A 25,561-nucleotide genomic window follows, 5' to 3' on the forward strand; every position below is an offset into this window, starting at 1 on the left:
GCGCGTGCGACCTGCGGATTTTGTGATGTTCGCCCCACTGCCGCACCGGCGTTGTCGTGCAGGTCTACAGCACGGAGGAGACACGCATGGCCAGCCTTCACGTCATCGCCACCATCATCGCCAAGGACGGACAGCAGGAGGCGCTGCGCGAGGCCCTGCTGCCGGCGGTGCACGCCTTCCGCACCGAAGACGGCTGCGAGGGCTACAGCGTGTTCGAGGATCGCGACCGCCCCGGCCGTATCATGACCCACGAGATCTGGCGCGACGCGGCGGCTCTGGACGCGCACATGAATTCGCCCACCATGCAGTCGCTCAAGCCGCGCCTGCCGGAGCTGCTCGCCGCGCCGTTCGAGGTCATCGTGCTCGACGCGCTGCTGACCCTCTGACGCCCGCCTCCCTCGCGGGCGGAGGATGGGGTAGAACGCGGGCATGACCCGACCCTGCCAGCTCTATCTGATCACCCCGCCCGCGCTGGTCGCCGCCACCTTCGCCGACACGCTGGCGCGCGCCCTCGATGCGGGCGAGGTCGCCGCGGTCCAGCTCCGACTCAAGGATGTCGGCGACGACGAGTTGCTGCGTGCGATCGACATCCTGCGCCCCGTCGCCCAGTCGCGCGACGTCGCGTTTTTGCTCAACGACCGCGCCGACCTCGCCGCGCGTTCCGGCTGCGACGGCGCGCATGTCGGCGCGTCCGACGGCGACGTGGCCACCGCCCGCCGCCTGCTCGGCCCCGACCTCCAGCTTGGCGTGTCCTGCTACGACAGCCGCGAACTGGCGATGCTGGCCGGCGAGGCCGGCGCGGACTACGTCGCCTTCGGCGCGATCTACGAAAGCCCCACCAAGCAGACCGACATCCGTGCCGACCTCTCGCTGCTGGGCTGGTGGTCGGAGCTGATGGAACTGCCCTGCGTGGCCATCGGCGGCCTCACGCCGGCCAACTGCGCCCCCGTGGTGCAGGCGGGTGCGGATTTCCTCGCCGTCGTCAGCGCGGTGTGGTCACACCCCGATGGTGCTGCCGCCGGGGTGAGGGCCATGCTGGCGGCAATCCACGCCGCCTGACCGCACCTACCTGACCGCGCGCGCCATGCCACCATCGACGGTGATCGTCGTGCCGGTGACATAGGAGGCCCGCTCGGAAGCGAGGAACACCGCGACCGCGGCCAGTTCCTCAGGATCGCCGAACCGCCCGAGCGGGATGTTGTCGGCGATGAAGCGCGCCCGCTCCGCCTCGTCGGGATGGATGCGGTTGCGAATCTGCTCGCTCCACAGCCGCCCCGGCGCGATGGCATTGACCGTCACCCCGTCGGAGGCGACCTCGCTCGCCGCCCCCTTCGACCAGAAGGTCAGCGCCGCCTTGGCCGCCCCGGCGGTGTTGAGCCCGTGCGTCTCGTTGTTGCCGGTCAGGCTGATCACCCGCCCCCAGCCCCGCGACCGCATCGCCGGCAGCAGCCGCTCGGCCAGCCGCCGCGGCGCGGTGAAGTTGAGCGCGAAATCGCGCGCCCACACGGCGTCGTCCCCGCCCAGCCCGATCGGTCCCGCCGCACCGGCGGCGTTGACGAGGATGTCGATGCCGCCGAGCGCCGCGGCGGCCGCATCCGCGCCACGATCGAGCGCGTCCGGATCGGCGATGTCGCACATGATGGCCGCGGCACCGTGACGCGCCACGAACCCCTGCAGCGGCACCTCGCGCCGCGCCATCACCGCCAGCCGCACCCCTTCCTGTGCGAGGGCCTCGGCAATCGCCGCCCCCAGCCCTGCGCTCGCTCCGGTGACGAGCGCGCGCTTTCCTGACAGTCCCAGTTCCATGATCGGCCTCCCTGACCGCATCGTCGATGCCCATGCCGATCTGGGACGTCTTGAAGGGTGACGGAATAACCGTCTTACTCATGGCATCGATGAGATGGAGTTCACCAATCCGTCCCGGCCTCGCCACTCTGGAAGCCTTCGCCGCCGTCGCCCGCCTCGGCAGCTTCCGAGCCGCCGCCACCGCGCGCGGCGTGACCCCCTCGGCGCTGAGCCACCTCATCCGCGGCCTGGAGACAGGGTTGGGCACGCGACTGTTCCACCGCACCACCCGCAGCCTGCGCCTCACCGATGCCGGCGAGCGCCTGCTCGACAGGATCGGTCCGGCACTCGGCGAGATCGACGACGCCCTCACCTGCCTTGGCGCCGCGGCCACACGCCCGTCCGGCCGGCTCCGGCTGAACGTGCCGCGCAGCGCCGTGCCGCTGGTCATCGCCCCGCTGCTGCCGCGGTTTCTCGCGGACTATCCAGAGGTCACGCTCGAGGTGGTCGGCGACGACCGGCTGGTCGATATCGTCTCGGGCGGGTTCGACGCCGGCATCCGCCTCGCCACCCGCCTCGCACCGGGGATGGTGGCGGTCAAGCTGTCGCCCCGGCGGCGATTCGCCGTGGTCGGCTCGCCCGCCTATCTCGCCACCCACGGCAGGCCCCGCACGCCGTTCGACCTGTCGGCGCAGGCCTGCATCTGCCGACGCTATCCGGCCGGCGGCCGCTATGCCTGGGAGTTCGTCAACCCCGCTGACGGCGAGGTGGTCGAGATCGATGTCGATGGCCGCATCGTCACCACGGAGGTCAGCCTGATGCGCGCAGCCTGTGTGGCCGGGGCCGGCCTCGCCCACCTGTTCGAGCATGACGTCGCCGACCTGCTCGCATCAGGCGCGCTGGTCAGGGTGCTGGAGGACTGGTGCCCGCCACTGGCCGGCTTCTCGCTGTATTACCCGAGCCGCCGCCACCCGCCGGCCGCCCTGCGTGCCTTCATCGACACGGCACGCGAGGTGCTGTCCGCCGCTCAGCCGGCAACCGGCCGGATCGGCTGATCGAGCCCGTAGAGCGTGCCGTTCGAGGTCGGCACGCTGACGATCACCGGCGACTGCGTCAGGCCGGTGCCGTCGGTGAACAGCAGCCGGTTGGTGGCCGGATCGATGCGCACGGTGATGGTGTCATGCTTGTAGAAGGTCCGCAGCACCACCGCGCCATGGTTCCTGCGGATCGCCTGGAACAGTTTCTCGATCGGCCAGTCGCCCTCGATCACCGTATAGCCGAGATAGCGGCGCAGCGCCGAGCGGTAAGGAACGGTGCGCACCCGGTCGAGGGCCTCGGCCGGCACGCTCTCGATACCCTGGTTGGTCACCGCCAGTACCGTGAACGGGCCGCGGCCGCGCAACGTGCCGTAGAGCCCGGATTCCTGCATCAATTCCTGGTAGTCGGCGAACACCAGCGTCTCGCTGAGCCCCTCGGCGAGCGGCCGGTCACGATAGACGGCGACATCGCCGATCATCGTGCTGCGGTTGGCGTTGGCGGTCAGATACGGGTCCTGCCGGATGCCGCTGGTGCAGCCCGAAAGGGCCGCACCGATCAGGCCGCCGGCCAGGATCAAGCTTGCCGCGCGCCAGATAGCCATGGACCGGTCACTCCGCAGACGAATCGTCGTCTGTGTCTATGAACGAGCCCCGCCCGTCAGGCAACTAGCAGCCGTCGCCGCGCAGCTTCCAGCTCGCCACCTTGCCGGAATCGATCTCGAAGGTGGTGGTGCAGGTCGAGGTGTAGGCCATCGGCGGAATGCCGCCGAAGCCGCCGCCCCAGCCCGGACCCCAGCCACCGCCCCAGCCGCCCCAGCCGCCGCCCCAGCCACCACCCCAGCCGCAGCCCCAGCCCCAGCCCCAGCCGGGCGTGCCGGGCGAATAGTTGGTGTCGCGCTGCTCATAGGCGACGAAACGGGCCACCCCGGTCTGGTAGACCCGGGTCGGCACGCCGAAGGTCCGCACCAGGGTGGTCTCGTCCTGGCCGATCATCGAGTTCAGTTTCGCGCGCTGTTCGGGGCTCGGCACCTCGCAGGCGGCCAGCGCGCACAGCGCCACCAGCGCCACCCCGCCCATCGCCCGCTTCGCCACGCGTTGCGTCGAAAGGCGGGAGTTGCCGTCCTGCCGTTCCGTCTCGAATGCCATCGCCGATGCTCCATGCTGGCCGCGCCGCAGGAATCGGCACGGACCTCTTATGAATACGAAACAGACTACGATCCGGACGGTTGCGCCACTTACGACATGTTTAATCCAAGCCACAGTATGTCACCGATGCGCCGCACCCCGGTGGCCAGCATCACCAGCCGGTCGAAACCGAGCGCGATTCCCGAACAGGGCGGCATCGCCTCCAGCACCGACAGCAGCGCCTCGTCGATCGGCCACTCCTGCCCCCCCAGGGCGGCGCGACGCGCCCGGTCGGCCATGAAGCGCGCCCGCTGCTCGGTCGCATCGGTCAGTTCCTCGAACGCATTGGCCAGCTCCAGCCCCTCGGCATAGAGCTCGAAGCGAAGCGCGGCGCGCGGATCGCAAGGATCGCGACGCGCGAGTGCCGCCTGCGGCGCCGGCCAGTGCGTCAGGAAGGTCGGCCGGTCGCGCCCGATCGCCGGCTCAACACGCTCCAGCAGCAGGCGGAAGAACAGCGCCTCCCAGTCCTCGCCCTCGCGCAGCGTCACCCCCGCCTGCGCCGCCAGCGCGCCCGCATCCCCCTGGCTCGCCAGCACGTCGGCACCCACATGGCGCGCGAACGCCTGCGCCATCGTCAGCCGCTCGAACGGCCCGTCCACCCGGCACCCCCCCGCCAGCACCGGCGGCAGGGTGGCGCGCAGCAGCGCCTCGGTCTCGTCCATCAGCGACGCCATCGACGCACCGGGGCGATACCATTCCAGCATGGTGAACTCGGCGCTGTGCGTATGGCTGGCCTCGCCGTTGCGCCACACCCGCGCGAGCTGGAAGATCGGCCCCGAACCCGCCGCCAGCAGGCGCTTCATCGCGAATTCCGGACTGGTATGCAGATACCGTAAATCCCGCCGCCCGTCCGGCGCCTCCCACTCGGTCGCGAACGCCCGCAGATGCACCTCCTCGCCCGGGGTCGCCACCACATAGGGCGTCTCCGCCTCCAGATAGCCGCGGCTCTCGAAGAACGCGCGGACCGCCCGCGCGACCAGCGCGCGACGACGCAGCAGGGGCAGGCGATCGGTCAGCGGCGACAGGCTCATCAGGCTTATCTTGCGTCGGCGGCGCGTGGCGCGCTACCAGCCTGCCGATGTCCCCACCCACGCTGCGCACCGCGTCGGCGCTGATCGCGGCCGGGCTCGCCCCCGCCGCGGCGCGCGAGACGCTCGACGCCGTCGCCGAGCGCTACGCGACCGCCATCCCGCCCGCCCTCGCAGCCCTGATCGACCATCCCGACGACCCGATCGGCCGCCAGTTCGTCCCGCATCCCGACGAGCTGCACACCGCCGCGCACGAACGCCTCGACCCGATCGGCGACGACGCGTTCTCGCCGGTGCCCGGCATCGTGCACCGCTACGCCGACCGCGCCCTGCTCAAGCCGCTGCTGGTCTGCCCGGTCTACTGCCGGTTCTGCTTCCGCCGCGAGCATGTCGGGCCGGAGGGCGGCCTGCTGGACGACACGCAGCTCGACCGCGCCCTGGCCTGGCTCGCCGCCAACCCGCAGATCGGCGAGGTGATCCTCACCGGCGGCGATCCGCTCGCGCTGTCGCCGCGCCGCCTGGCCCGCATCCTCGCCGCCCTCGACGCGATGGCGCATGTCCACACCATCCGCATCCACACCCGCGTCCCCGTCGCCACCCCCGAGCGCATCGACACCGCCCTGCTCGACGCGCTCGAGACCGAGACCCCGCTGTGGGTGGTGCTGCACGCCAATCACGCACGCGAACTCACCCCCGCCGCCCGCACCGCCCTGCGCGCGCTGTCGCGGCGCGGCATCCCGCTGCTCGGCCAGTCGGTGCTGCTGCGCGGCGTCAACGACAGCCCCGAGGCACTCGAGGACCTGCTGCGCGCCCTGCTCGCCGCCCGGGTGAAGCCGTACTACCTGCATCAGCTCGACGCCGCCCCCGGCACGCAGCGCTTCCACGTGCCGATCGCCGAGGGCCGCCGCCTGCTCGCCGACCTGCGCGGCCGCGTCACCGGCCTCGCCTGGCCGACCTACGTGCTCGACATCCCCGGCGGCGCGGGCAAGGTGCCGATCGGACCGGACTATCTCGACGGCAACAGGGTACGCGACCCTGCCGGGATGTGGCACGAGGTTGCCGATCCGGCCCCGGCGGGATAGAAGCCCGCCACTCCGACACAAAAAGCACGAACGAGCCCAGTACCCATGAAACAGCAGGCGAACCTGATCCGCGCCGGCCAGGTGATCGAGCATGACGGTCGCCGCTGGACCGTGCTCAAGCAGCAGATCATCATCCCCGGCAAGGGCAACGCCATCATCCAGGTCGAGATGCGCGACCTCAAGACCGGCAACAAGTCCAACGAGCGCTGGCGCACCGCCGACACCGTCGAGCGGCTGATGACCGAGGAAAAGGAGTACACCTACTCCTATACCGACGGCGAGAACCTGATCCTGATGGATCCGGAGACCTTCGAGCAGTTCCCCGTCCCCGTCGGCATCCTCGGCGACGCCGCCCCCTTTCTGCAGGACAACATGGAAGTGGTGGTCTATCTCGTCGAGGGCGACCCGGTCTCCATCCAGCTCCCCGCCCAGGTGACGCTGAAGATCATCGAGGCCGACCCGGTGACCAAGGGCCAGACCGCCACCTCCTCCTACAAGCCGGCGATCCTCGAGAACGGTGTGAAGGTGATGGTTCCGCCCTTCATCGAGGCCGGCGAGAGCATCGTGGTGCGCACCGAGGACTCCACCTACGTCGAACGCGCCAAGGGCTAGCAGGCCGGCTGAAGAACCGGACGGGTCGGCTGAGCGGCGCCTTTGCGCGCAGGATTCGCTCGCTCATCCTCAGCCGCCAGTTCCTCGGCAGCCTGCTAGTCTCTCCTTCCTGACGTCCACACGATAAGGGTTTGCCGATGGCTCCGCGCCTGTCGCCGCACATGACCGTCATGCAGAACGCCGCGCAGAAGGCCGCCCGCCGCCTGCTGCGCGACTTCGCCGAGGTCGAGCAGCTGCAGGTCAGCATCAAGGGGCCATCGGACTTCGTCTCCGCCGCCGACCTGCGCGCCGAGACCACCATCCGCGAGGAGCTCGAACGCGCCCGCCCCGGCTACGGCATGCTGGCCGAGGAGGGCGGCGAGTCCGGCAGCCAGAAATGGGACTGGCGCTGGGTCGTCGACCCGCTCGACGGCACCACCAACTTCCTGCACGGCATCCCGCACTGGGCAATCTCGATCGCACTGCAGAAGCGCGCGCCCGACGGCAGCGCCGAGATCGTCGCCGGCATGATCTACAACCCGGCCGGCAACGAGATGTTCTGGGCCGAGAAGGGCATCGGCGCCTATCTCAACGATCGCCGCCTGCGCGTCTCCGCACGTCGCGAGATGAGCGAGGCTCTGCTCGCCACCGGCATCCCGTTCGGCGCCTCCAGCCCCCGCGCGCGCCTGCCCTTCGCCCGCACGCTCGGCACGCTGATGCCGCAGGTCGCCGGCATCCGCCGCTTCGGCTCGGCCGCGCTCGACCTCGCCTGGGTCGCCGCCGGCCGCTACGACGGCTACTGGGAGCTCGGCGTGAAGGCCTGGGACGTCGCCGCCGGCGTGCTGATGGTGCGCGAGGCCGGCGGCTACGCCTCCGACGCCGGCGGCGCCGAGATCCAGGCCCTCGACACCGAGATCCCCACCGTCGTCGCCGCCAACACCCAGCTCCATGTGAAACTGCGCACCCTGGTCGCCGAGGGCGTGGAGACCACCGCCACGCCGAACGCATAGACGCAGGCGGCGATTCCCTTGCCGCCGGTTTTGCTCTAGCGTCCGGCGCATGCTTCGACCTCACGCTTCCGTCATCACGCGCGGCCTGCTGCTCGCCGGGTTCGCCCTCGCCGCGGGCACCGGCCCGGCCCTCGCCCAGGTGACCACCAACAGCAACGCGCTCGACGCGCTGGGCGGCGCGCCAGCACCTGCCGCCGCGCCCGCCCCGCACGACAGAAGCACCGCCCCGGCCGCGCAGCCCCACAGGAACCACCCAAGGACCGCGCCGGCCGCACCGCGGACCGCGCCGCCGTCTCCGATCGCCACCGCCGCCCCGCCCCGCCCCGCCCCACTGCTGCCGCCCGCCCTGGTCGGCCCGCCGCCGCCCGCGCCGGTGCTGGCCGCACCCGTGGTCAACGTGCCGCTGCATCCCGCCCCGATGCCGCCCTCCCCCGCCTTCGAGGCGGACGGACCGGGCGAGCAGAACCGCCTCGCCGGTGATCGCGGCCTGCGGCTGAGCTATGCGCCCGGCAGTGCGGCGCTCAACAACGTCACCAACGGCGCCATCGTCGGCTACCTGGTACCGCTGCTCAGGGCCCACCCACAGAGCCGCATCGAGATCGACGCCTTCGCCCCCGCTGTCGCCAATGACGAGAGCGCCGCGCGCCGGCTGTCGCTCCAGCGCGGTCTCGGCGTGCGCTCGGTGCTGATGCACGAGGGCATCCCCGCCACGCGCATCTATGTCCGTGCCCTCGGCAACACGCAGCCGCCCGGCCTGCCCGGCGAGACCGGCGCCAATCATCGCACCGACCTGCCGCCCGACCGGGTGGAGGCGGCACTGGTCGGTGAAGACGCCGCGGTCCCCGCGCAGTCCGCCGCCCAGGACAAGGCCGCCGGCGACCTGAAATCGGGAAACCCCACCTGATGACCCGCCCCACCGGCTACCTGCTGCGCATGGTGGTGTTCCTCGCCATCGTCGCCGGCTTCGCGGCCCTGCTCTGGCCCACCCTGGTCACCGCCTTCGCCAACAACCCGGTGCTGGACGGGCTGATCCTCGCCGTGCTCGCCCTCGGCATCCTGTGGAACATCCTGCAGGTGGTGCGTCTCGGCCCCGAGGTGCGCTGGCTCCAGCAGCTCCAGCAGCCGCGCGCCGGCCTTGCCCCGCCCACCCCGCCGAAACTGCTCGCGCCGATGGCCTCGATGCTGGCCGCGCGCAACCGCGCCGACCGGCTGGTGCTCTCCACCCCCGCGATGCGCTCCCTGCTCGACAGCCTCGCCGCCCGTCTCGACGAGAGCCGCGAGCTGTCGCGCTACATGACGCAGCTGCTGATCTTCCTCGGCCTGCTCGGCACGTTCTACGGCCTGCTGCTCACCGTCAGCTCGATCTCCGGCGTGATCGGCGATCTCTCCGTCGGCTCCGGCGACGTCACGCAGATGTTCGACCAGCTCAAGGCCGGGCTGGCCAAGCCGCTGCACGGCATGGGCACCGCGTTCTCCGGCTCGATGTTCGGCCTCGCCGGCGCGCTGGTGCTCGGCTTCCTCGATCTGACCGCCGGCCAGGCGCAGAACCGCTTCTTCAACGAGCTGGAGGAATGGCTCGCCGGCATCACCCGCTTCGGCGGCGGCGGCATCGGCGAATCGGGCGAGGCCCCGCTGCCCGCCTACGTCCAGGGCCTGCTCGAACAGACCGCCGAGAACCTCGACGCACTCCAGCGCGCCCTCGCCCGTGGCGAGGAAGACCGCACCGCCCAGACCCGCGCCATCGCCGCCCTCGCCGACCGCCTCGGCGGCATCGGCGACATGCTGCGCACCAACCAGCAGCTCATGCTGCGCGTCGCCGAGGGCCACGCCGCCCTCGCCCCGGCCCTCGCCCGCCTCGCCGACCGGCCCGACGACAGTGCCGAGCTGCGCACCCATCTGCGCAACATCGAGACCTCCGCCTCGCGGCTCGAATCCGGCCACACCCAGGGCATCGCCGAATTGCGCTCCGACATCCGCCTGCTGACCCGCACGCTGGCGGCCCTCGGCGGCGGCACCCCGGCGGCCTGAGCGGGAATGGCACGCCGCCGGCGCAACCACGGCAGCGGGCTCGACGCCTGGCCCGGCTATGTGGACGCACTGTCCACGCTGCTGATGGTCATCACCTTCGTGCTGCTGGTGTTTGTGCTCGCCCAGGCCTTCCTGTCGGTGGCCCTGAGCAAGCGCCAGCAGGTGCTCGAACAGCTCAACCACCAGATGGCCGAACTCAGCCAGATGCTCGGTCTCGAACAGGCGAAGAACAAGTCGCTCGAACTGCGCGTCGCCACCCTCGGCACCACGCTTGGCACGCTGACCTCCGAGCGCGACACGCTCCGCGGCCAGCTCGACAGCGCCCAGAAACTCACCACCGATCAGGCCGCCCAGGTCGCCACCCTCGACCAGCAGCTCGACCAGCTCCGCGCCCAGATGACCGCGATCGCCCAGGCCCTCGACATCTCGCAGAAGACCCTCGCCGACCGAGACGCGAAGATCGCCGATCTCGGCAACAAGCTGAACATCGCGCTCGCCGACCGCGTCAACGAGCTCAAGCGCTACCGCAGCGAGTTCTTCGGCAAGCTCAGCGAGGTGCTGAAGAACCGCCCCGGCATCCGTGTGGTCGGCGACCGCTTCGTCTTTCAGTCCGAGGTGCTGTTCCCGCCCGGCAGTGCCGAGCTGTCACCGCAGGGCACGGTCGAACTCGACAAGTTCGCCACCGCCCTGAGGGACATCAGCAAGGAAATCCCCGCCGACCTGCCCTGGATCCTGCGCGTCGACGGCCACGCCGACCACGACCCGATCTCCAGCACCCGCTTCGCCTCGAACTGGGAGCTGTCGGCCGCCCGCGCCATCAGCGTGGTGAAGCTGCTCATCGCCCGCGGCATCCCCGCCAACCGCCTCGCCGCCACCGGGTTTGCCGACACCCAGCCGCTGGACGCAGGACACACCGCTGAGGCCTACGCGAAGAACCGGCGCATCGAGATGCGGCTGACGGACAGGTGAGCCGGAAACCTTCTTTTTCTGAAGAAAAAGAAGCAAAAAGACTTCTGGCCGTTTGACTGGTCGTCCAGGCGGGGAATTGATGGCGACCTTCGCCGATATCGAGGCGCCCGGGTTAAGCCCCCTGCCGCACGGCCCCCGGCCTCGACTGAGCCGGCGCGCGGGCGGGGGGCTTAGTCGGCGTAGGCGTCGTCGAAGAAGCGCTTCTCGAGACCGACCGCACGACGGAAGAAATCATGACACAGGGCGGCCTGCTCCGGCCCCACCCGGTCGAGCTCGCCGCGCAGGGTGGCAACCAGATCGCGGAACGCCGGATTGTCATGCAGCGTGATCCACTCCGCCTGCACGAAATCCTCCGGCAGGGACGCAGGCGCGCGCATCGCCCAGTCGAGATAGAGCCATTCCGCCACACACAGCACCGACAGGATCGCCGCATAGCATCGCGTCTCGGCCGCCTCCTCCATCAACGCCTTGAACCCGGCGGTCGACGCCGCATCCGGCATCCCCTCGCGTGAGCGCTCATCGACGCCCAGCGCGGCAAACGCCCGCAGGAAATAGGTATTCTCCTCGCCTGCCACGACGCCTGCGAACCGGCCCAGCCGCAGACGCGGCTCGAGCCGGTCCGCAGTCGCGATCGCCGCCCCGAGCAGACGAAGGAAACTGTCCAGAAAACGATAGTCCTGGATCAGATACCGGCCCATCACCTCCGGTGCGACCCGACCCGCATGCAGCTCGCCGACGAACCGATGCGTGACGGCCTGCGACCAATGCGGCTCGCTCGCCTGCCGCAACTGCTCGGTGAAACGCTCGGCCATGAGACAGAATCCTCGTCGCGATCGCTCCGTCCGCCCGTCAACGCGGCCGCACACCCTCAGGTTGGCGCGCCGTTCGCCTTGAGATCGAGCGCCTTCGCGCGCGCCTGCGCCCCATCGGTCTTCGGATCGAGCTCCAGCAGCTTCTGCCAGGCGCGTAGCGCCGCCGCATCGTCGTGGCGGCTCTCCTCGATCATCGACAGGTCGCGCCAGGCGAAGATGTTGCGCGGCTCGCGCGACAGCGCCCCGCCCAGCGAGCGGATCGCCGCATCGTCATCACCCGCCTCCGCCTGTGCGAGTGCCAGGCGCCGCCAAAGCTCCGATTCGCCGGGCTGCATCGCCAGCGTGTCGTTCAGATCGGCCACCGCATCGCCATAGCGATGATCGCCGATCTCGCGCTCCGCCCGCCGCGTCATCAGCCGCGCGGTCGGCGACAGCCGGTCGGTCCAGACCGCGAGCAGCTGCGCCTCCAGATCGCGCGCGCTCCCCGTATCCGGCGCATGCGCGAGCCGGTCGAGCAGCGGTGCCGCCTTGTCCTCGACCGTCGGCGCCGCAACGGCCACAGGTGCGGCACCCAGCGCCAGCCCCAACAGAAAAGGGCGCACCCGGAGGCGCGCCCTTCTGATCCACACGGACGGCATCGAGAGCTGGATCAGCCCTGACGTACCTTCATGCGCGGGTTCTTCTTGTTGATGACATACACCTTGCCGTGGCGACGCACGACGCGGCAGTTCTTGTCGCGCACCTTGGCCGACTTCAGGCTGTTACGAACTTTCATGACCCTCGACCTCTAACCCCGACACGACCGCCGGGGCGCGCGCGAGGCACATCCGAACGGCGAAAAGAGGCGCGTCCTTACCAATCCGACCGGGCGAATGTCAAGCAATCCGGACCATGTCCGGATGCAGGATCTACGCCGGCACGGAAGCGCCAAGCAGCAGATCGGCGGGAATTTTCCACGCACGGCTGAGCTTGCCGATCATGTCCTTCGACAGCTCGCGCCGGCCGGACAGCACCTCCGACGCCCGTGGCCTGGACCCGAGCAGTTCGGCCAGATCGGCCTGCGTGCGCCCGGTCTGCTCCATCACCAGCCTGATCACGCCCACCGGATCGGCGGCCTCGATCGGACAGGCGCGTGCCTCATACGCCCCGATCAGGGTGGCGAGCACATCGAAGCGGTCGCCCTCCGGCGTACCGGGCTCCGGCTCGTCAAGAAAATAGGGCTCAATCTGACCAAGCGCCCACGCATACGACCCTTCGTCATTGACTGGTCGGACATCCATCACACGGTCTCCGGATCGATCCTGTCGTACTCCGCATGCGTACCAACGAACTTGATCAGCACGCGCCGGTATCGATAGGCGACATGACAGATGATACGGTAGCGATTGCCGCTGATATCGAAGATGACACGGCTGTCACCGACGAAATCCGCGGCGTTGAACATGGCTCGCACATCGGCCGGGCTGGACCACTCGGCCTTCGACACCAGATGGTACCAGGCCCGCAACGGCGTCTCGGCGCGAGGGTGACACGTCCAGAACTCCCGCAAGGTCCGGACAGCAATCACCTGCATGCCGACCATCTACCCCGTTCCCACGACGGAAACAACATATAATTCCCATAACGGGAACCATCGTCCACCGCGGACGCCCACGTGCCGAGCTCGAGCACCACCGCCTCTCTCAGCCGGCCTGGATCACCGGCCGACGCAGGCCCCGCGCCAGCCGCGCGGCAAAGGCGCGCAGCGCGTCCGCCTGCGCATCGCCGCTGCGAAACGCCAGCGCGATCGTCCGCCACGCCCCGCCCGCATCGCCCCCCGACAGCGGCCGCACCGCCAGCCCGTCCGCCAGCCCGGCATCGACCGCCAGCTTGGGCAGCAACGTCACCCCGAGCCCCGCCGCGACCATGCGCGTCAGCATGTGCAGCCCCGTCGCCGCGAACCCCTCGCCCGACTCCGACAGATCCCACCCGCTCTGCTCGCGGCACGCGGTCAGCACATGGTCGCGCAGGCAGTGGCCATCCTCCAGCAGCAGCATCGGCTCGTCGCGCAGCATCGCCATCGACAGGCTCTCCTGCCCGGCCAGGCGATGCGCCTGCGGCAGCGCCACCACCAGCTCGTCGCGCAGCACCGGCACCGTCTCCAGCCCACGGCAGTCGCACGGCACCGCCAGCAGCGCGGCATCGAGCCGCTGCGCTTCCAGACCCCGCAGCAGCCGGTCGGTGACATCCTCGCGCAACGACAGCCGCAGCCGCTCGCCCCGCGCCGCCAGCAGCCTGTCGAGCACGAAGGGCCCGATGGTCGGGATCAGGCCGAGTCGCAGATCGGCGATCTCCACCGCCTCCGCCTGACCGACCGATGCGGCCACCGATTCGAGCGCAGCCAGCGCCGTCCGCGCCCGCCGCACCACCTCCTCGCCCTCGGTGGTGAACACCACGCCGCGACTGCCCTCGCGCTGCAGCAGGCTCGCCCCGAGCTGGCGTTCGAGGGCGATCACCCCCGCAGACAGCGTCGACTGCGTCACCGCACACACCGCCGCCGCGCGGCCGAAATGCCGCGCCTCGGCCAGCGCGACCAGATAGCGAAGCTGTTGCGGCGAGGGCAGTGGCGGCATGGGCGGGCAAATCCTTGATCGACGGGTTCGATCGAACGTTCAGGAATTATTCATTGGATCGAAAATCAACTGCACTACATATTTTGTGCCGTGCCGCAAATGCGACCGCCCGATGCGCCTCGCCGCGCAGACCGGCGCGCCGCTGGCCCCAAATCCGAAGGAGCACCGTCATGCTGACCGTTGGCGATCGTTTTCCCAGCTTCGACCTCACCGCGGTGAAAGGCGGCGAAGCCGGCCTGAACCTCAAGGACGCCTTCACCCAGATTTCCGACACCACCGATGCCGGCAAGTGGAAGCTGGTGTTCTTCTGGCCGAAGGACTTCACCTTCGTCTGCCCGACCGAGATCGTGGCCTTCGGCAAGCTCGCCTCCGATTTCGCCGACCGCGACACCGTGGTCTACGGCGTCTCGACCGACAGCGAGTTCGTGCACGTCAACTGGCGCCTGCACCATGACGATCTGCGCACCCTGCAGATCCCGATGCTCGCCGACATCAAGCGCGAGCTCTCCGAGGGCCTCGGCGTGCTCGACCGCGACGCCGGTGTCGCCAAGCGCGCCACCTTCCTCGTCGATCCCGACGGCATCATCCGCTTCGTCGACGTGACCGACATGTCGGTCGGCCGCAACCCGCAGGAAGTGCTGCGCGTGCTCGACGCGCTGCAGAGCGACGAGCTGTGCCCGTGCAACTGGAACAAGGGCGACGAGCACCTCAAGGCCGCCTGATCCCTTCCCGCAGGGGGCGACCATCCAGGTCGCCCCCGTTTCCGACAGATAAGAAAGAACCGCCATGTCGATCGAGGCGCTGAAGAACCGGGTCCCCGACTACGCCAAGGACCTCAAGCTCAACATCGGCTCGCTGGCCAACGAGACCCTGCTCACCCCGCAGCAGGTCGCAGGCACCTTCGTCGCCTCCGCGCTCGCCTCGCGCAACGCCGAGGTGACCCGCGAGGTGCTCGAGGAATTCGGCCCGAAGCTCTCGCCAGAGGCGCTCGCCGCCGCCAAGGCCGCGGCCTCGATCATGGGCATGAACAACGTCTACTACCGCTTCGTGCACATGATCGGCGGTGATTACGCGAACCTGCCGGCACGACTGCGGATGAACGTCATCGGCAAGCCCGGCGTCGACAAGGTCGATTTCGAGCTGTGGTCGCTGGCCGTCTCGGCCGTCAACGGCTGCGGCATGTGCGTCGAGAGCCATGAGAAACAGGTCCGCGCCGGCGGGCTGAGCACCGAGCAGGTGCAGGCCGCGGTCCGCATCGCCGCGGTAGTGCATGCCGTCGCCGCCACGCTGGACGGCGAGGACGCGCTCGCCCGCGAGACCGCCGCAGCGGCCTGAGCCCGGGCCGTTTCCGGACCGCTTGAGCCCCGTCCCGTGCCGCTGTTAGGCTCGGCGGAAACGGGATGGGGTTCCCCGGTCAACCGCTCCTGCGCCCTGCCGGCGTTCGAGATGATGACTCCTGCATCATATTCGTCCCCGCAGGAGACCCCATGCTGCTCAACTACGCCCTTGTCGCCCTCGGCGGCGCGCTCGGCTCCATGCTCCGCGCCTGGGGGGTGGTCGCCGTCCAGACCCTCACCGGCGCCGCCCTGCCCTGGGGCACCATCGCGATCAACGTCATCGGCTCGTTCGTCATCGGCTTCTTCGGCACGCTGACCGCCAATGACGGGCGCTTCGCCGCCCCCCACGACCTGCGCACCTTCGTCATGGTCGGCATCTGCGGCGGCTTCACCACCTTCTCCTCGTTCAGCCTGCAGACGCTGGAGCTGATCCGCGACGGCCGCCCCGCCGCCGCACTCGGCAATGTCGCGCTGTCGCTGGTGCTCTGTCTCGCCTCCGTCGCCGCCGGCTACGGCGCCGCGGTCGCCCTGCGCGGCGCGCCCGTCGGGCTGAACCTGTCCGACAACGCCCGCCACATGGTCGTCGCCATCGCCCGGCCGGTGCCGTCCGACACCGGCGTGCTCGCCTTCGCCCGACGCCTCGCACCCCAGGACGGCGGCCGGCTCACCCTGATCGCCATCGAGAGCGGCCAGCGCGACCTGGTCCCCAGCGTCGACATCCCCGCCACCCGCCTCCGCGCCCGCTGGATCGCCGAAGCAAGGTCCGAACTCGACACCTGGATCGCCTCCTGCCGCAACGACGGCATCGACGCCCGCCTCGTCACCGTGCGCGGCAGCGGCGCGCTCGCCCTGCTCGAACACGGCCGCAGCACGCACCTGCTGCTGCTCGACGCCGACAGTGCACGCGGCCATGCCAGACTGTTCGCCCTGGCGGCGAGAACGCGACGGCCGGTACTGCTGGTGCCGCACGACAGCGTGGTGCCGGACGGGTTGCAGGCCGGGCAGCAGGGCTGCGAACTCGCCACCTTGCCGGGTATGCGTCGAATCGATCGGCGCCAGTCCGGCGACGCCACGACCACCGCGCTCGTCTGGCAGGCCTGAACGCCGTCAGGACGGTTCCGGCGCGAGGCCGTACAGGCCCAGGACCTCCGCATCTTTCAAGACCGCCTCGATGAACGGATGCATGTCGGCGCCGATCAGCAACGGAATGAATCGATCGACGAGTGCGTCCGGCCAGTCCCACCAGCGTACCTTGAGCAGGAACTCGACCACCTCCGGCGCGAACCGTGTCGAGCGGACCCGGCCCGGATTGCCGACACAGATGCTGTAGGGCGGGATGGTCCCCGAAACGATCGTGCCCGCGCCGATCACGCAGCCATCCCCGATGCGTGCCCCCGGCAGGATGATGGCCTGGTGTCCGATCCAGACATCGTTGCCGATGACGACATCGCGGGCGACGTGATCGATGCCGCCCACTGCGGTTCCGGGCCAGTCGAACCACAGGGTCATGAAGGGATAGGTGCTCGGCGTGCGGACGGTATGATTGCCGAGAATGATCGACGGATCGGCCAGCGAGCAGTAGCGCCCGATCGTGAGCCTGCCGAGGCTCGGTTCCAGGATCAGCGGTCGGCCGTAGGTCTTCTCGCCGATGCTCCAGCCGAACATCTGGATCTGCTGCGACAGGAGATCCGCGGTATAGCTGCCGAAGCGCTGGATGCGCGTGCGGCTGTACTCGCGGACCAGATCGATGAAACGGCCGCGCGCCACCGGATCCGACCGCAGCCAGGCTTGCCGGACCTCCGCGGGATCGAGGTTCTCGATCAGGGCCGCCAGCGCCGGCTGGCCGTCATCGGGGCCTTCCAGCAGCGATTGCACCGCACTGATCGACGGTGAGACGTCCTGAGGCAACATCGGCCGCATTCCCTTCCGGGGTTCCGTTCCGCCGACGCCGGTCAAGGCTTGCTCACCGCGTCGGACATTCCGAAACCGGAACGATATCGCATCGGCAGGATTTGTCGATACGCACGCTCCGCGCGGCCGGCCGGACTATCCGACCAGCGGATCGCACCGTGTGGTAACGGCGTGATCGAGCGGACCCGCCCCCGACCCATACCCGGGTGCGGCCGCGATCGCCCGCTGCAGATACGATCGCGCGCGCGCAATCGCCGCAGGCAGGGCCAGCCCCTGCGCCAGCCCACAGGCAATCGCGCTGGCCAGCGTGCAGCCAGTGCCGTGGGTGTGGCGCGTGGCGATGCGCGGGGCGGTGAATTCCTCGATCCCATCTGCGGTAAACAGCAGGTCGGTGAGCACGTCGCCGGGCAGATGGCCGCCCTTGAGCAGCACCGCGCCGGCCCCCAGCGCGAACAGCCGCCGCCCGACCGCCTCCATCTGCCCGACATGGTCGAGCGGCAGCCCGGCGAGCAGCGCGGCTTCCGGCGCATTCGGCGTCAGCAGGCTGGCCATCGGCAGCAACTCAGAGCGCAGCACCCCGATCGCCGCCGAATCGAGCAGCGAGGCCCCGCCTTTGGCCACCATCACCGGATCCAGCACGAAGGGCACCGTGGGGCGCGCCCGCAGTGCGTCGCGAACGGTACGGATGGTGGCGATGTCGCCCAGCATGCCGGTCTTGACCGCATCCGTACCGAGATCGTCCCACACGCAGTCGATCTGCCGGCGGATGAAGCCGGGCGCGACCGGCACGATGTCGTGCACGCCGAGCGTGTCCTGCGCGGTCAGCGCGGTGAGAGCCGTCATCGCGAAACCGCCCAGCGCGGTGATCGCCTTGATGTCGGCCTGGATGCCCGCCCCGCCGCCGGAATCGCTGCCCGCAATGACCAGGACGCGGCCCTTCACCTCCTCAGGCCGCCTGGCTGACGTGCTCGATGGTCTCGCACAGCCGGTCCACCACGCTCTCGACCAGCGCGCGGTCCTCGCCCTCGGCCATCACCCGCACCAGCGGCTCGGTGCCGCTCTCGCGCAGCAGCAGCCTCCCCTGCCCGGCGAGCTCCGTCTCGGCGAGGCGCACCTGCGCACGCACGCTGTCGGCACGCAGCGGCGACGGGCCGGTGAAGCGGACATTCTTGAGCACCTGCGGCAACGGCTGGAACAGCCGGCACACCTCGGAGGCCGGCCGCCCCTGCTCGACGATCACCGACAGCACCTGCAACGCCGCGATCAGCCCATCGCCGGTGGTGCCGTAATCCGACAGGATCATGTGGCCCGACTGCTCGCCGCCGACATTGTAGCCGCCGGTCCGCATCCGCTCGGCGACATAGCGATCACCCACCGCGGTCCGCTCCAGACGCAGCCCCTCGCCCTCGAGGAACCGCTCCAGCCCGAGATTGGACATCACGGTCGCCACCACGCCGCCGCCCTTGAGCCGCCCGTCGCGCCCCCAGGCACGCGCGATCAGGGCGAGGATCTGGTCGCCATCGACGATCTGGCCGCGCTCGTCGCAGATCATCACCCGGTCGGCATCGCCGTCGAGCGCGATGCCGAGATCGGCGCGGTGTGCCACCACCTTCGCACACAGCGTCTGCGGCACGGTGGAGCCGCATTCGCGATTGATGTTGAGCCCGTCCGGCGAGGTGCCGATCCGGTGCAGGTCCGCGCCCAGCTCCCACAGCGCGGTGGGCGCGACCCGATAGGCGGCGCCATGCGCGCAGTCGAGCACGATCTTGAGCCCGTCCAGCCGCCGGCCGCGCGGGAACGAGGATTTCGCACTCTCGATATAGCGCCCGGCGGCGTCGTTGAGGCGCGAGGCGCGACCGATCGCCGCCGGCGTCGCCAGCCGCCCGGAGAGATCGGAATTGACCAGCGCCTCGATCGCGTCCTCGACCTCGTCCGACAGCTTGAACCCGTCCGGCCCGAAGAACTTGATGCCGTTATCCTCGAACGGGTTGTGCGAGGCCGAGATCATCACGCCGAGATCGGCGCGCAGGCTCCGCGTCAGCATGGCGATCGCCGGCGTCGGCAGCGGACCCACGAACGTCACGTCCATGCCGGCGGAGAGGAACCCCGACACCAGCGCCGACTCGATCATGTAGCCCGATAGCCGCGTGTCCTTACCGATCACCACCCGGTGGCGATGGTTGCCGCGGATGAAGTGCAGCCCGGCCGCCTGACCGAGCCGCATCGCGGTCTCAACACTCATCGAGCCCTTGTTGGCGGTGCCGCGCACCCCGTCGGTGCCGAACAGACGACGCTTCACTTGCCGAACTTCCCGATTCCCTGGGGGCCGATGACCCCTTCTACCACGCCATGCAGCGCAGACCACATCCGCAGGGCCTCGACGGTCTGGGCCACGTCATGCACACGCAGGATCACATCGCCGAACGCCAGCCCCGGCAGGGCGGCCACGATCGACCCCACCGCGCGCCGATCCGCCCGCGCCTGCCCGGTGGCCGCCCCCACGAACCCCTTGCGCGACACCCCCAGCAGCACCCGGCAGCCGAGATTGGCGAGCGCCGGCAGCCCGCGCAGCAGCACGAGATTGTGCTCGGCGGTCTTGGCGAAACCGATGCCCGGATCGACGATGATCCGCTCGCGCCCGACCCCCGCCGCCACCGCCCGCCCGATCGCCGCATCCAGCTCGTCGAGCACCTCGGCCATCACGTCGCCATAGGCCGCATGCGCATCCATCGTCTGCGGCGTGCCGCGCATGTGCATCAGCACCACCGGCGCCTGCGCCTGTGCGACGATCTCCGCCGCGCCCGGATCGGCCAGCGCGCTGACATCGTTGATCACCGTCGCCCCGGCTTCGAGCACCGCCGCCATCGTCGCCGCATGCCGCGTATCGACGCTGACGCAAACCCCCTCGGCCGCGAGCCGCGACACCACCGGCAGCACCCGCGCGATCTCGTCGGCAGGCGTCACCGCGACCCCGCCCGGCCGCGTACTCTCACCACCGACATCGACCAGCCCGGCGCCCGCCGCCACCAGCCCCCGCCCGGCCCCGATCGCCGCCTCCGGATCGGTGCGTCCGCCATCGGAAAAACTGTCGGGGGTCACGTTGAGGATCCCCATCACCAGCATTCCGCCCGGCAGTCCGGCCAGCGGCGGCCGCGCGGTCAGCCGGTCGAGCACCTCCGACCAGGCCGCCGGCGCCTCGACCGCCCTGACGAAGGCACCCCCCACCCCGAGCTCACGCAGCAGGGCGAACGCCGCCCCGCCGCCGCCGGCCAGCGGCAGGGCATCCCCGGCCCGGACCGCGTCCGCGGCCTGGCAGCCGAACAGCAGACCGGAGGGTTCGAGCCAGAGAGATCGCGCACAGGACATGACCCCGGTTCAAGCACCGATCGCCCGACACGGCCAGCGCCGAACTGCCGACGCTTCCTCAGTCACATCAGAGCCTGTCTCAGAGTTCGAGACCGAGCACCTTGAAGCCGTTGGCCCTGGCATAGCCTTGCAACATCTTGATGTCGTCGAGATGATGGTCATGTCCGGCGCCGCGCACCTGCGCCTCGCTCAGGATCACCGGGGCGGCGGCCGGCACCGCGAAACCCGGCGGCACCGAGGTATCGACCTGGTCGCGCGGCAGCAGGGCGGAGGCGATCGAGCCGGACGTGGCCGCACGGATACCGAGCGGGGCGAGGCCGAAGCGCGTGCAGATGAAGTTCAGGATCGCATTGGGATCATACTGGTTCCTGACCACCGTGCCCGTGCCGTTGCGACGCGCCCGCGGCCCGATCAGCACGAACGGCACCCTTATGCCGAGGCGGCCGTCATTGCCGCCGCCGGCCAGATTGGCCTCGCGTGCGCTCACCGGCGCCATCGGCGGCGCGACATGATCGGCAAATCCGCCCCACTCGTCATAATTGATGATCAGCAGCGTGTTCGCCCAGGCCGGGCTGAGGCGCAGGGTCTCGTAGATCGAGTTCAGAAACGCCTGACCGTTGCGCACATCGGCGATCGGATGGTCGTCGTTCGACAACCCCAGCGCCTCGCCGATGAAGGCGGGGTCGATGAACGAGATCGCCGGCAGGCTGCCGCTCAGCGCATCGAGGGCGAACTGGGCGACGGGCTTCGAGATACCGAGCAGGCGCGTGCCCCACAGCGCGGTCATCGGCGCATCGGAATAGTAATAGCGCGCCGACACCCCGGCCTCCGCCGCACGATCCCAGATCGTCGGCAGGGTGCTCAGCAGGCCGGAATGGTCTGCAGGCGTGCCGCCCGTGGACAGCCGGTCGCACTCCCCGGCATGCATGTAGATCCGGTTCGGCCAGGTCGGCCCCATCAGTCCGGTGAAATAGCGATCGCCGATGGTGAAGAGGCTCGCCGCCGCCGAATAGAACGGCACCTGCTCGCGAGAGAAATAGCCCAGCGGAAACGGGTCCGCCTGCAGCAGCGAGGGCAGGCCGTTGACGGTGACATCCTCCGACCGCAGGAAGCCGTCCATCGCGCCATTGTTGAAGCAGGTCCGCCCGGCATCGTAGCCATGCACCGGATCGCCGCCGAGCAGGTTCCAGGTGTCGGGCAGGCGATAGCTGCCGAACGACTGGCCGTGGGTGTTGGTGAAGCTCCGCCCGGCCTGCACGCCATCCGCGCCCGGCACCCAGCCGAGCATGTGATCGAAGGAGCGGTTTTCCATCATCAGCACGATGACATGCCTGATGTCGGAGAAATCGTCCGCGACGCCGGGTGTCGCCTGGGCGAAGGCGCGGCCGGGAAGCCGGCTCGCGGCCGCGGTCGCGGCGAGCCCGGCGAGCAGCCGGCGGCGGTCACGGTCGATGCCATCGGCGGTCATCGCCGGATCGGAGGTGCCATCGCCATCGCCGGTGTCGTCGAACATCATCGCCGTCTGTCGCCCCTTCGGTGAAGAACGGGGCGGACCCTAACCCCGCCTGGCGGCGGGGCGGAACGGGCTCGGGGTCTTTGTCTTCAAAACATCATCGGCTCAGCCGCGCTGCAGCGCACGGAACACGACATCGCGAAAACGCTGGCCGCCACCATGGGCGGCGATCGCGGCGTTCGGGGGCAGCAGCTCGCCGGTGTAGAGATGCGTCCCGCCGAACACATAGGCGCCGCGCGTCTCCGTGCCGTTGAGTTCCACGGCGACATGCACCTGCTCGAAGCGGTCGATGATCGCTGGGTCGAGCAGCATCGCGGCCGCCAGCGGGTCGTTGTAGGTGGCGCCGGGCTTGTGCCGTGTCTGCATCTCGAAGCGCAGCCGCTCGGTGTTGGAGCGCAGGAAGATCTCGCTTCGCCTGGTATGAAGACCCCCGATCCGCTCGAAATCGGCAGGGCCGAGCATCGCGTCCGGCCCGAGATCGCCGGTCATCACGATCGGTGCTCCGGACCTCATGACGATGTCGGCCGCCTCCGGATCGACCATCGAATTGAAGCTGACATTGGTGCCGATCCCCTCGTAGCGACCACCGACCAGCACGATCCCGCGCAGCTTGCCGGCGATGGCAGGATCGACGATCAGGGCCGAGGCGATATTGGTCAGCCCGCCCAGCCCGAGCAGCACCACCTCGCCGGGAAATCTCGACACGATATCGACGATCGCCGTCGCCGCATGTCCGGCCGCGGCCGGCGCGCCACCATCCGGCACGACGAGTTCGCCGAGCCCGGAGGCGCCGTGGATGAACCCGGCATGGGGATAAGACCGGTTGAGCAGCGGATGACCCAGCCCGCGGAAGACGGGAATCGTCCCGTTGCCGAACAGTCGCGCCACATACAGCGCGTTGCGAACCTCCTGGTCATACTCGACATTCCCCGGAGCAACGGTAATCGCCTCGATGCCGAGCCCAGGCGCACCGAGCAGCATCAGCAGCGCCAGCAGATCATCGGTGCCCGGATCGGTGTCGACGATGACGCGGCGCACACCGTTCAGCCAGTCGACGGACGGCACCGGCTGGCCCAGGGCGGTCCACGCCGCCTGACCGCGCGCGCCCTTCACCGCTGCTCCCGCGACCAGCGCGGCCGCGCCACCGAAAATGAACCCGCGCCGACCGACGCGGCAGGATCGGCTCATACCCGCTGCAGCCCCGTCATCGAACGAATGCAATCCATGCGCGGACACGAGGCAGGGCGCGCGGCGTGCGGATCAGCCTGCCGCCGGGGCCGGCTCGGCCGGCGGCTCCTCCTGCCGCTTGCCCGTGCTGGGCACCGAGGCGCGACGGTTCTCGACCATCGGCTCGTCCACCACCCGCTTGATCACCGGCTCGCCGCGCAGGACGGTACGGATCTCGTCGCCGGACAAGGTCTCGTATTCGAGCAGGCCGCGCGCGAGACGATGCAACTCCTCGACATTGTCGCTCAGCAGCGTGCGGGCGTGGTTATAGGCATTGTCGATGATCGAGCGGATCTCGCTGTCCACCTCGCGCGCGGTGGCCTCGGAGACGTTCTTGTTCTGCTGGACCGAATGGCCGAGGAACAGCTCCTGGCTGTTATCGCCATAGGCCATCATGCCGAGCTTCTCGCTCATACCCCATTCGGTCACCATCCGGCGCGCCTGGTCGGTGGCCATCTTGATGTCGCCCGACGCACCCGACGAGACCTTGTCGGCGCCGAAGATGATCTCCTCGGCCGCACGCCCGCCCATCGCCATCACCAGCTCGGACAGCAGCTTGGACTTGCTCTTCGAGTAGCGATCACCCTCCGGCAGGCTCATCACCAGGCCGAGCGCCCGGCCGCGCGGGATGATGGTCGCCTTGTGGACCGGGTCACATTCCGGCAGGTGCATCGCGCAGAGCGCGTGGCCGCCCTCGTGATAGGCGGTCATCCGCTTCTCGGCATCGCTCATCACCAGCGAGCGGCGCTCCGCCCCCATCAGCACCTTGTCCTTGGCGTTCTCGAACTCGAGCATCGCCACGGTACGCTTGCCGAGGCGGGCGGCGAGCAAAGCTGCCTCATTGACGAGATTGGCCAGATCGGCGCCCGAGAAGCCGGGCGTACCACGGGCGATGGTCTTGGGGTCGACATCGGAGGCAAGCGGCACCTTGCGCATGTGCACGCGCAGGATCTTCTCGCGACCGGCGACGTCGGGATTGGGCACCACGACCTGACGGTCGAAGCGGCCCGGACGCAACAGGGCGGGGTCGAGCACGTCGGGACGGTTGGTGGCGGCAATCAGGATCACGCCCTCGTTGCTCTCGAACCCATCCATCTCGACCAGCATCTGGTTGAGCGTCTGCTCGCGCTCGTCATTGCCGCCGCCCAGGCCGGCGCCGCGATGGCGCCCCACCGCGTCGATCTCATCGATGAAGATGATGCAGGGCGCGCTCTTCTTGCCCTGCTCGAACATGTCGCGCACGCGCGAGGCACCGACGCCGACGAACATCTCGACGAAATCCGAGCCGGAAATGGTGAAGAACGGCACGTTGGCCTCGCCGGCGATGGCACGGGCCAGCAGCGTCTTGCCGGTGCCGGGTGGGCCGACCAGCAGCACGCCCTTGGGGATCTTGCCGCCGAGACGCTGGAATTTCTGCGGGTCGCGCAGGAAATCGACGATCTCCTGCAGCTCGCCCTTGGCCTCGTCGATGCCTGCGACGTCATCGAAGGTGATGCGGCCCTGCTTCTCGGTCAGCATCTTCGCGCGCGATTTGCCAAACCCCATCGCCCGGCCGCCACCGGACTGCATCTGGCGCATCACGAACAGCCAGGCGCCGAAGAACAGCAGCGTCGGCAGCCAGCCGATCAGGATTCGCAGCAGCGGCGAGGTGTCGGATTCGAGCGGCTTGGCGATCACCTGCACCTTGTGATCGAGCAGGCGGGAGACCAGGCCGGGATCGCTCGGCGCATAGGTCTCGAAGGCGGTGCCATTGGTGAGCTGGCCGGAGACGTTGTGCTCCTGGATCACCACGCTGCGCACCTGCCCGGAATCGACGTCGCTGATGAAGTCGGAGAAGGCGAGCTGCTGCGCGAGGTGCTGGTTGCTGGCCGGTTGAAGCATCTCGAAGACCAGCGCCAGCACGAGGGCGACGATGATCCACGGGGCCAGCAGACGTCCGAAATTACCCATCTCTTCCTTCATCCGTGGCCAGGAGGGTGCGGCGGCAGCCCGGCATCCCGACCAGTCCTCAACATAGGATGCCCGACAAAGGTAAACAGCCCCTTTCTGTGCAGATCGGCCACAGTAC

General features: G+C 69.5%; 29 protein-coding genes and 1 riboswitch. Of the genes, 12 read left to right on the top strand and 17 right to left on the bottom strand.

The window, feature by feature from the left end; translation table 11 throughout:
• Positions 1-86: 86 nt before the first annotated feature.
• On the top strand, positions 87-386 hold the full coding sequence (locus tag FHR90_RS07190; RefSeq protein ID WP_176626969.1) for a putative quinol monooxygenase: 300 nt from the start codon (positions 87-89) through the stop codon (positions 384-386).
• Positions 387-429: 43 nt separating this feature from the next.
• Positions 430-1,059 (top strand): thiamine phosphate synthase, encoded by a 630-nt coding sequence (gene thiE / locus FHR90_RS07195; RefSeq protein WP_183274976.1) that lies wholly within the window; start codon positions 430-432, stop codon positions 1,057-1,059.
• A gap of 6 nt (positions 1,060-1,065) precedes the next feature.
• On the opposite strand, the gene FHR90_RS07200 is transcribed toward thiE, so the two are convergent.
• Positions 1,066-1,806 carry an SDR family NAD(P)-dependent oxidoreductase gene (locus FHR90_RS07200; protein WP_183274977.1) on the bottom strand — a complete coding sequence of 247 codons (741 nt, stop codon included), beginning with the start codon at positions 1,804-1,806 and terminating at the stop codon, positions 1,066-1,068.
• Positions 1,807-1,895: 89 nt separating this feature from the next.
• Between FHR90_RS07200 and FHR90_RS07205 the strand changes: the two genes are divergently transcribed.
• Positions 1,896-2,840: a LysR family transcriptional regulator gene (locus FHR90_RS07205; RefSeq protein ID WP_183274978.1), complete on the top strand. Its 945-nt coding sequence runs from the start codon at positions 1,896-1,898 to the stop codon at positions 2,838-2,840.
• Here FHR90_RS07205 and FHR90_RS07210 read toward each other — a convergent pair.
• The 3 genes from FHR90_RS07210 to epmA all read right to left on the bottom strand — a co-directional run bounded on the left by FHR90_RS07210 (position 2,813) and on the right by epmA (position 5,038).
• A complete protein-coding gene (locus FHR90_RS07210; protein WP_176626485.1) occupies positions 2,813-3,424 on the bottom strand; it encodes a fasciclin domain-containing protein in 612 nt (203 codons plus the stop codon). The two genes, FHR90_RS07205 and FHR90_RS07210, sit on opposite strands and share 28 nt — an antisense overlap.
• A 64-nt stretch (positions 3,425-3,488) precedes the next feature.
• Positions 3,489-3,899, bottom strand: coding sequence for a hypothetical protein (locus tag FHR90_RS07215; protein ID WP_183275007.1), 411 nt, complete (start codon positions 3,897-3,899; stop codon positions 3,489-3,491).
• 158 nt (positions 3,900-4,057) lie between these two features.
• Positions 4,058-5,038, bottom strand: a complete 981-nt coding sequence (gene epmA / locus FHR90_RS07220; protein WP_176626529.1) for an EF-P lysine aminoacylase EpmA — start codon at positions 5,036-5,038, stop codon at positions 4,058-4,060.
• A 47-nt stretch (positions 5,039-5,085) separates the two neighbouring features.
• On the opposite strand from epmA, the gene FHR90_RS07225 reads away from it, so the two are divergent.
• The 6 genes from FHR90_RS07225 to FHR90_RS07250 all read left to right on the top strand — a co-directional run bounded on the left by FHR90_RS07225 (position 5,086) and on the right by FHR90_RS07250 (position 10,715).
• On the top strand, positions 5,086-6,117 hold the full coding sequence (locus FHR90_RS07225) for a lysine-2,3-aminomutase-like protein (protein WP_183274979.1): 1,032 nt from the start codon (positions 5,086-5,088) through the stop codon (positions 6,115-6,117).
• 45 nt (positions 6,118-6,162) lie between these two features.
• Positions 6,163-6,729 (top strand): elongation factor P, encoded by a 567-nt coding sequence (gene efp, locus FHR90_RS07230; protein WP_176626511.1) that lies wholly within the window; start codon positions 6,163-6,165, stop codon positions 6,727-6,729.
• A 137-nt stretch (positions 6,730-6,866) separates the two neighbouring features.
• The gene (locus FHR90_RS07235; protein WP_246330084.1) at positions 6,867-7,718 is read left to right on the top strand and encodes an inositol monophosphatase family protein; all 852 of its coding nucleotides are present in this window, start codon (positions 6,867-6,869) and stop codon (positions 7,716-7,718) included.
• Between the two features lie 49 nt (positions 7,719-7,767).
• Positions 7,768-8,622 carry an OmpA family protein gene (locus tag FHR90_RS07240; RefSeq protein ID WP_183274980.1) on the top strand — a complete coding sequence of 285 codons (855 nt, stop codon included), beginning with the start codon at positions 7,768-7,770 and terminating at the stop codon, positions 8,620-8,622.
• A complete protein-coding gene (locus FHR90_RS07245; protein WP_183274981.1) occupies positions 8,622-9,746 on the top strand; it encodes a flagellar motor protein MotA in 1,125 nt (374 codons plus the stop codon). Before FHR90_RS07240 ends, FHR90_RS07245 begins: the two co-directional genes overlap by 1 nt.
• Before the next feature lie 6 nt (positions 9,747-9,752).
• The gene (locus FHR90_RS07250; RefSeq protein WP_176625202.1) at positions 9,753-10,715 is read left to right on the top strand and encodes a peptidoglycan -binding protein; all 963 of its coding nucleotides are present in this window, start codon (positions 9,753-9,755) and stop codon (positions 10,713-10,715) included.
• A 170-nt stretch (positions 10,716-10,885) separates the two neighbouring features.
• Here the strand turns inward: FHR90_RS07250 and FHR90_RS07255 are convergent, their stop codons facing one another.
• From FHR90_RS07255 to FHR90_RS07280, 6 genes are all read right to left on the bottom strand, one after another.
• Positions 10,886-11,527 carry a TenA family protein gene (locus tag FHR90_RS07255; RefSeq protein ID WP_176625204.1) on the bottom strand — a complete coding sequence of 214 codons (642 nt, stop codon included), beginning with the start codon at positions 11,525-11,527 and terminating at the stop codon, positions 10,886-10,888.
• A gap of 56 nt (positions 11,528-11,583) precedes the next feature.
• Positions 11,584-12,129: a hypothetical protein gene (locus FHR90_RS07260; protein WP_176625206.1), complete on the bottom strand. Its 546-nt coding sequence runs from the start codon at positions 12,127-12,129 to the stop codon at positions 11,584-11,586.
• Between the two features lie 47 nt (positions 12,130-12,176).
• Entirely contained in the window at positions 12,177-12,302 is a 126-nt protein-coding gene (ykgO, locus tag FHR90_RS07265) for a type B 50S ribosomal protein L36 (RefSeq protein WP_176625208.1), read from the bottom strand.
• A 133-nt stretch (positions 12,303-12,435) separates the two neighbouring features.
• Positions 12,436-12,807, bottom strand: coding sequence for a helix-turn-helix domain-containing protein (locus FHR90_RS07270; protein WP_176625210.1), 372 nt, complete (start codon positions 12,805-12,807; stop codon positions 12,436-12,438).
• Positions 12,807-13,109, bottom strand: a complete 303-nt coding sequence (locus FHR90_RS07275; RefSeq protein WP_246330085.1) for a type II toxin-antitoxin system HigB family toxin — start codon at positions 13,107-13,109, stop codon at positions 12,807-12,809. Before FHR90_RS07275 ends, FHR90_RS07270 begins: the two co-directional genes overlap by 1 nt.
• A gap of 100 nt (positions 13,110-13,209) precedes the next feature.
• Entirely contained in the window at positions 13,210-14,139 is a 930-nt protein-coding gene (locus tag FHR90_RS07280) for a hydrogen peroxide-inducible genes activator (RefSeq protein WP_183274982.1), read from the bottom strand.
• 170 nt (positions 14,140-14,309) lie between these two features.
• On the opposite strand from FHR90_RS07280, the gene FHR90_RS07285 reads away from it, so the two are divergent.
• The 3 genes from FHR90_RS07285 to crcB all read left to right on the top strand — a co-directional run bounded on the left by FHR90_RS07285 (position 14,310) and on the right by crcB (position 16,577).
• Positions 14,310-14,861 carry a peroxiredoxin gene (locus FHR90_RS07285; RefSeq protein WP_176625759.1) on the top strand — a complete coding sequence of 184 codons (552 nt, stop codon included), beginning with the start codon at positions 14,310-14,312 and terminating at the stop codon, positions 14,859-14,861.
• A 64-nt stretch (positions 14,862-14,925) separates the two neighbouring features.
• A complete protein-coding gene (locus FHR90_RS07290; protein ID WP_176625761.1) occupies positions 14,926-15,474 on the top strand; it encodes a carboxymuconolactone decarboxylase family protein in 549 nt (182 codons plus the stop codon).
• 52 nt (positions 15,475-15,526) lie between these two features.
• Positions 15,527-15,605, top strand: a riboswitch (Fluoride riboswitch).
• Between the two features lie 21 nt (positions 15,606-15,626).
• Entirely contained in the window at positions 15,627-16,577 is a 951-nt protein-coding gene (crcB, locus tag FHR90_RS17845; protein ID WP_183274983.1) for a fluoride efflux transporter CrcB, read from the top strand.
• Positions 16,578-16,583: 6 nt separating this feature from the next.
• On the opposite strand, the gene FHR90_RS07300 is transcribed toward crcB, so the two are convergent.
• The 7 genes from FHR90_RS07300 to ftsH all read right to left on the bottom strand — a co-directional run bounded on the left by FHR90_RS07300 (position 16,584) and on the right by ftsH (position 25,443).
• Positions 16,584-17,432, bottom strand: a complete 849-nt coding sequence (locus tag FHR90_RS07300; protein WP_183274984.1) for a CatB-related O-acetyltransferase — start codon at positions 17,430-17,432, stop codon at positions 16,584-16,586.
• 90 nt (positions 17,433-17,522) lie between these two features.
• Positions 17,523-18,329, bottom strand: a complete 807-nt coding sequence (gene thiD / locus FHR90_RS07305; protein WP_176624725.1) for a bifunctional hydroxymethylpyrimidine kinase/phosphomethylpyrimidine kinase — start codon at positions 18,327-18,329, stop codon at positions 17,523-17,525.
• 4 nt (positions 18,330-18,333) lie between these two features.
• Positions 18,334-19,686: a phosphoglucosamine mutase gene (gene glmM, locus FHR90_RS07310; RefSeq protein ID WP_176624727.1), complete on the bottom strand. Its 1,353-nt coding sequence runs from the start codon at positions 19,684-19,686 to the stop codon at positions 18,334-18,336.
• Positions 19,683-20,753, bottom strand: coding sequence for a dihydropteroate synthase (gene folP / locus FHR90_RS07315; RefSeq protein ID WP_183274985.1), 1,071 nt, complete (start codon positions 20,751-20,753; stop codon positions 19,683-19,685). Before folP ends, glmM begins: the two co-directional genes overlap by 4 nt.
• Positions 20,754-20,832: 79 nt before the next feature.
• Positions 20,833-22,266, bottom strand: a complete 1,434-nt coding sequence (locus tag FHR90_RS07320; RefSeq protein ID WP_176624456.1) for an alkaline phosphatase family protein — start codon at positions 22,264-22,266, stop codon at positions 20,833-20,835.
• Between the two features lie 105 nt (positions 22,267-22,371).
• Entirely contained in the window at positions 22,372-23,454 is a 1,083-nt protein-coding gene (locus tag FHR90_RS07325; RefSeq protein WP_176624454.1) for a nucleoside hydrolase, read from the bottom strand.
• Positions 23,455-23,526: 72 nt separating this feature from the next.
• Positions 23,527-25,443, bottom strand: a complete 1,917-nt coding sequence (ftsH, locus tag FHR90_RS07330; RefSeq protein ID WP_176624458.1) for an ATP-dependent zinc metalloprotease FtsH — start codon at positions 25,441-25,443, stop codon at positions 23,527-23,529.
• Positions 25,444-25,561 lie beyond the last annotated feature (118 nt).

It is taken from the genome of Endobacter medicaginis, from assembly GCF_014192375.1.
Taxonomy (GTDB): Bacteria; Pseudomonadota; Alphaproteobacteria; order Acetobacterales; family Acetobacteraceae; genus Endobacter; species Endobacter medicaginis.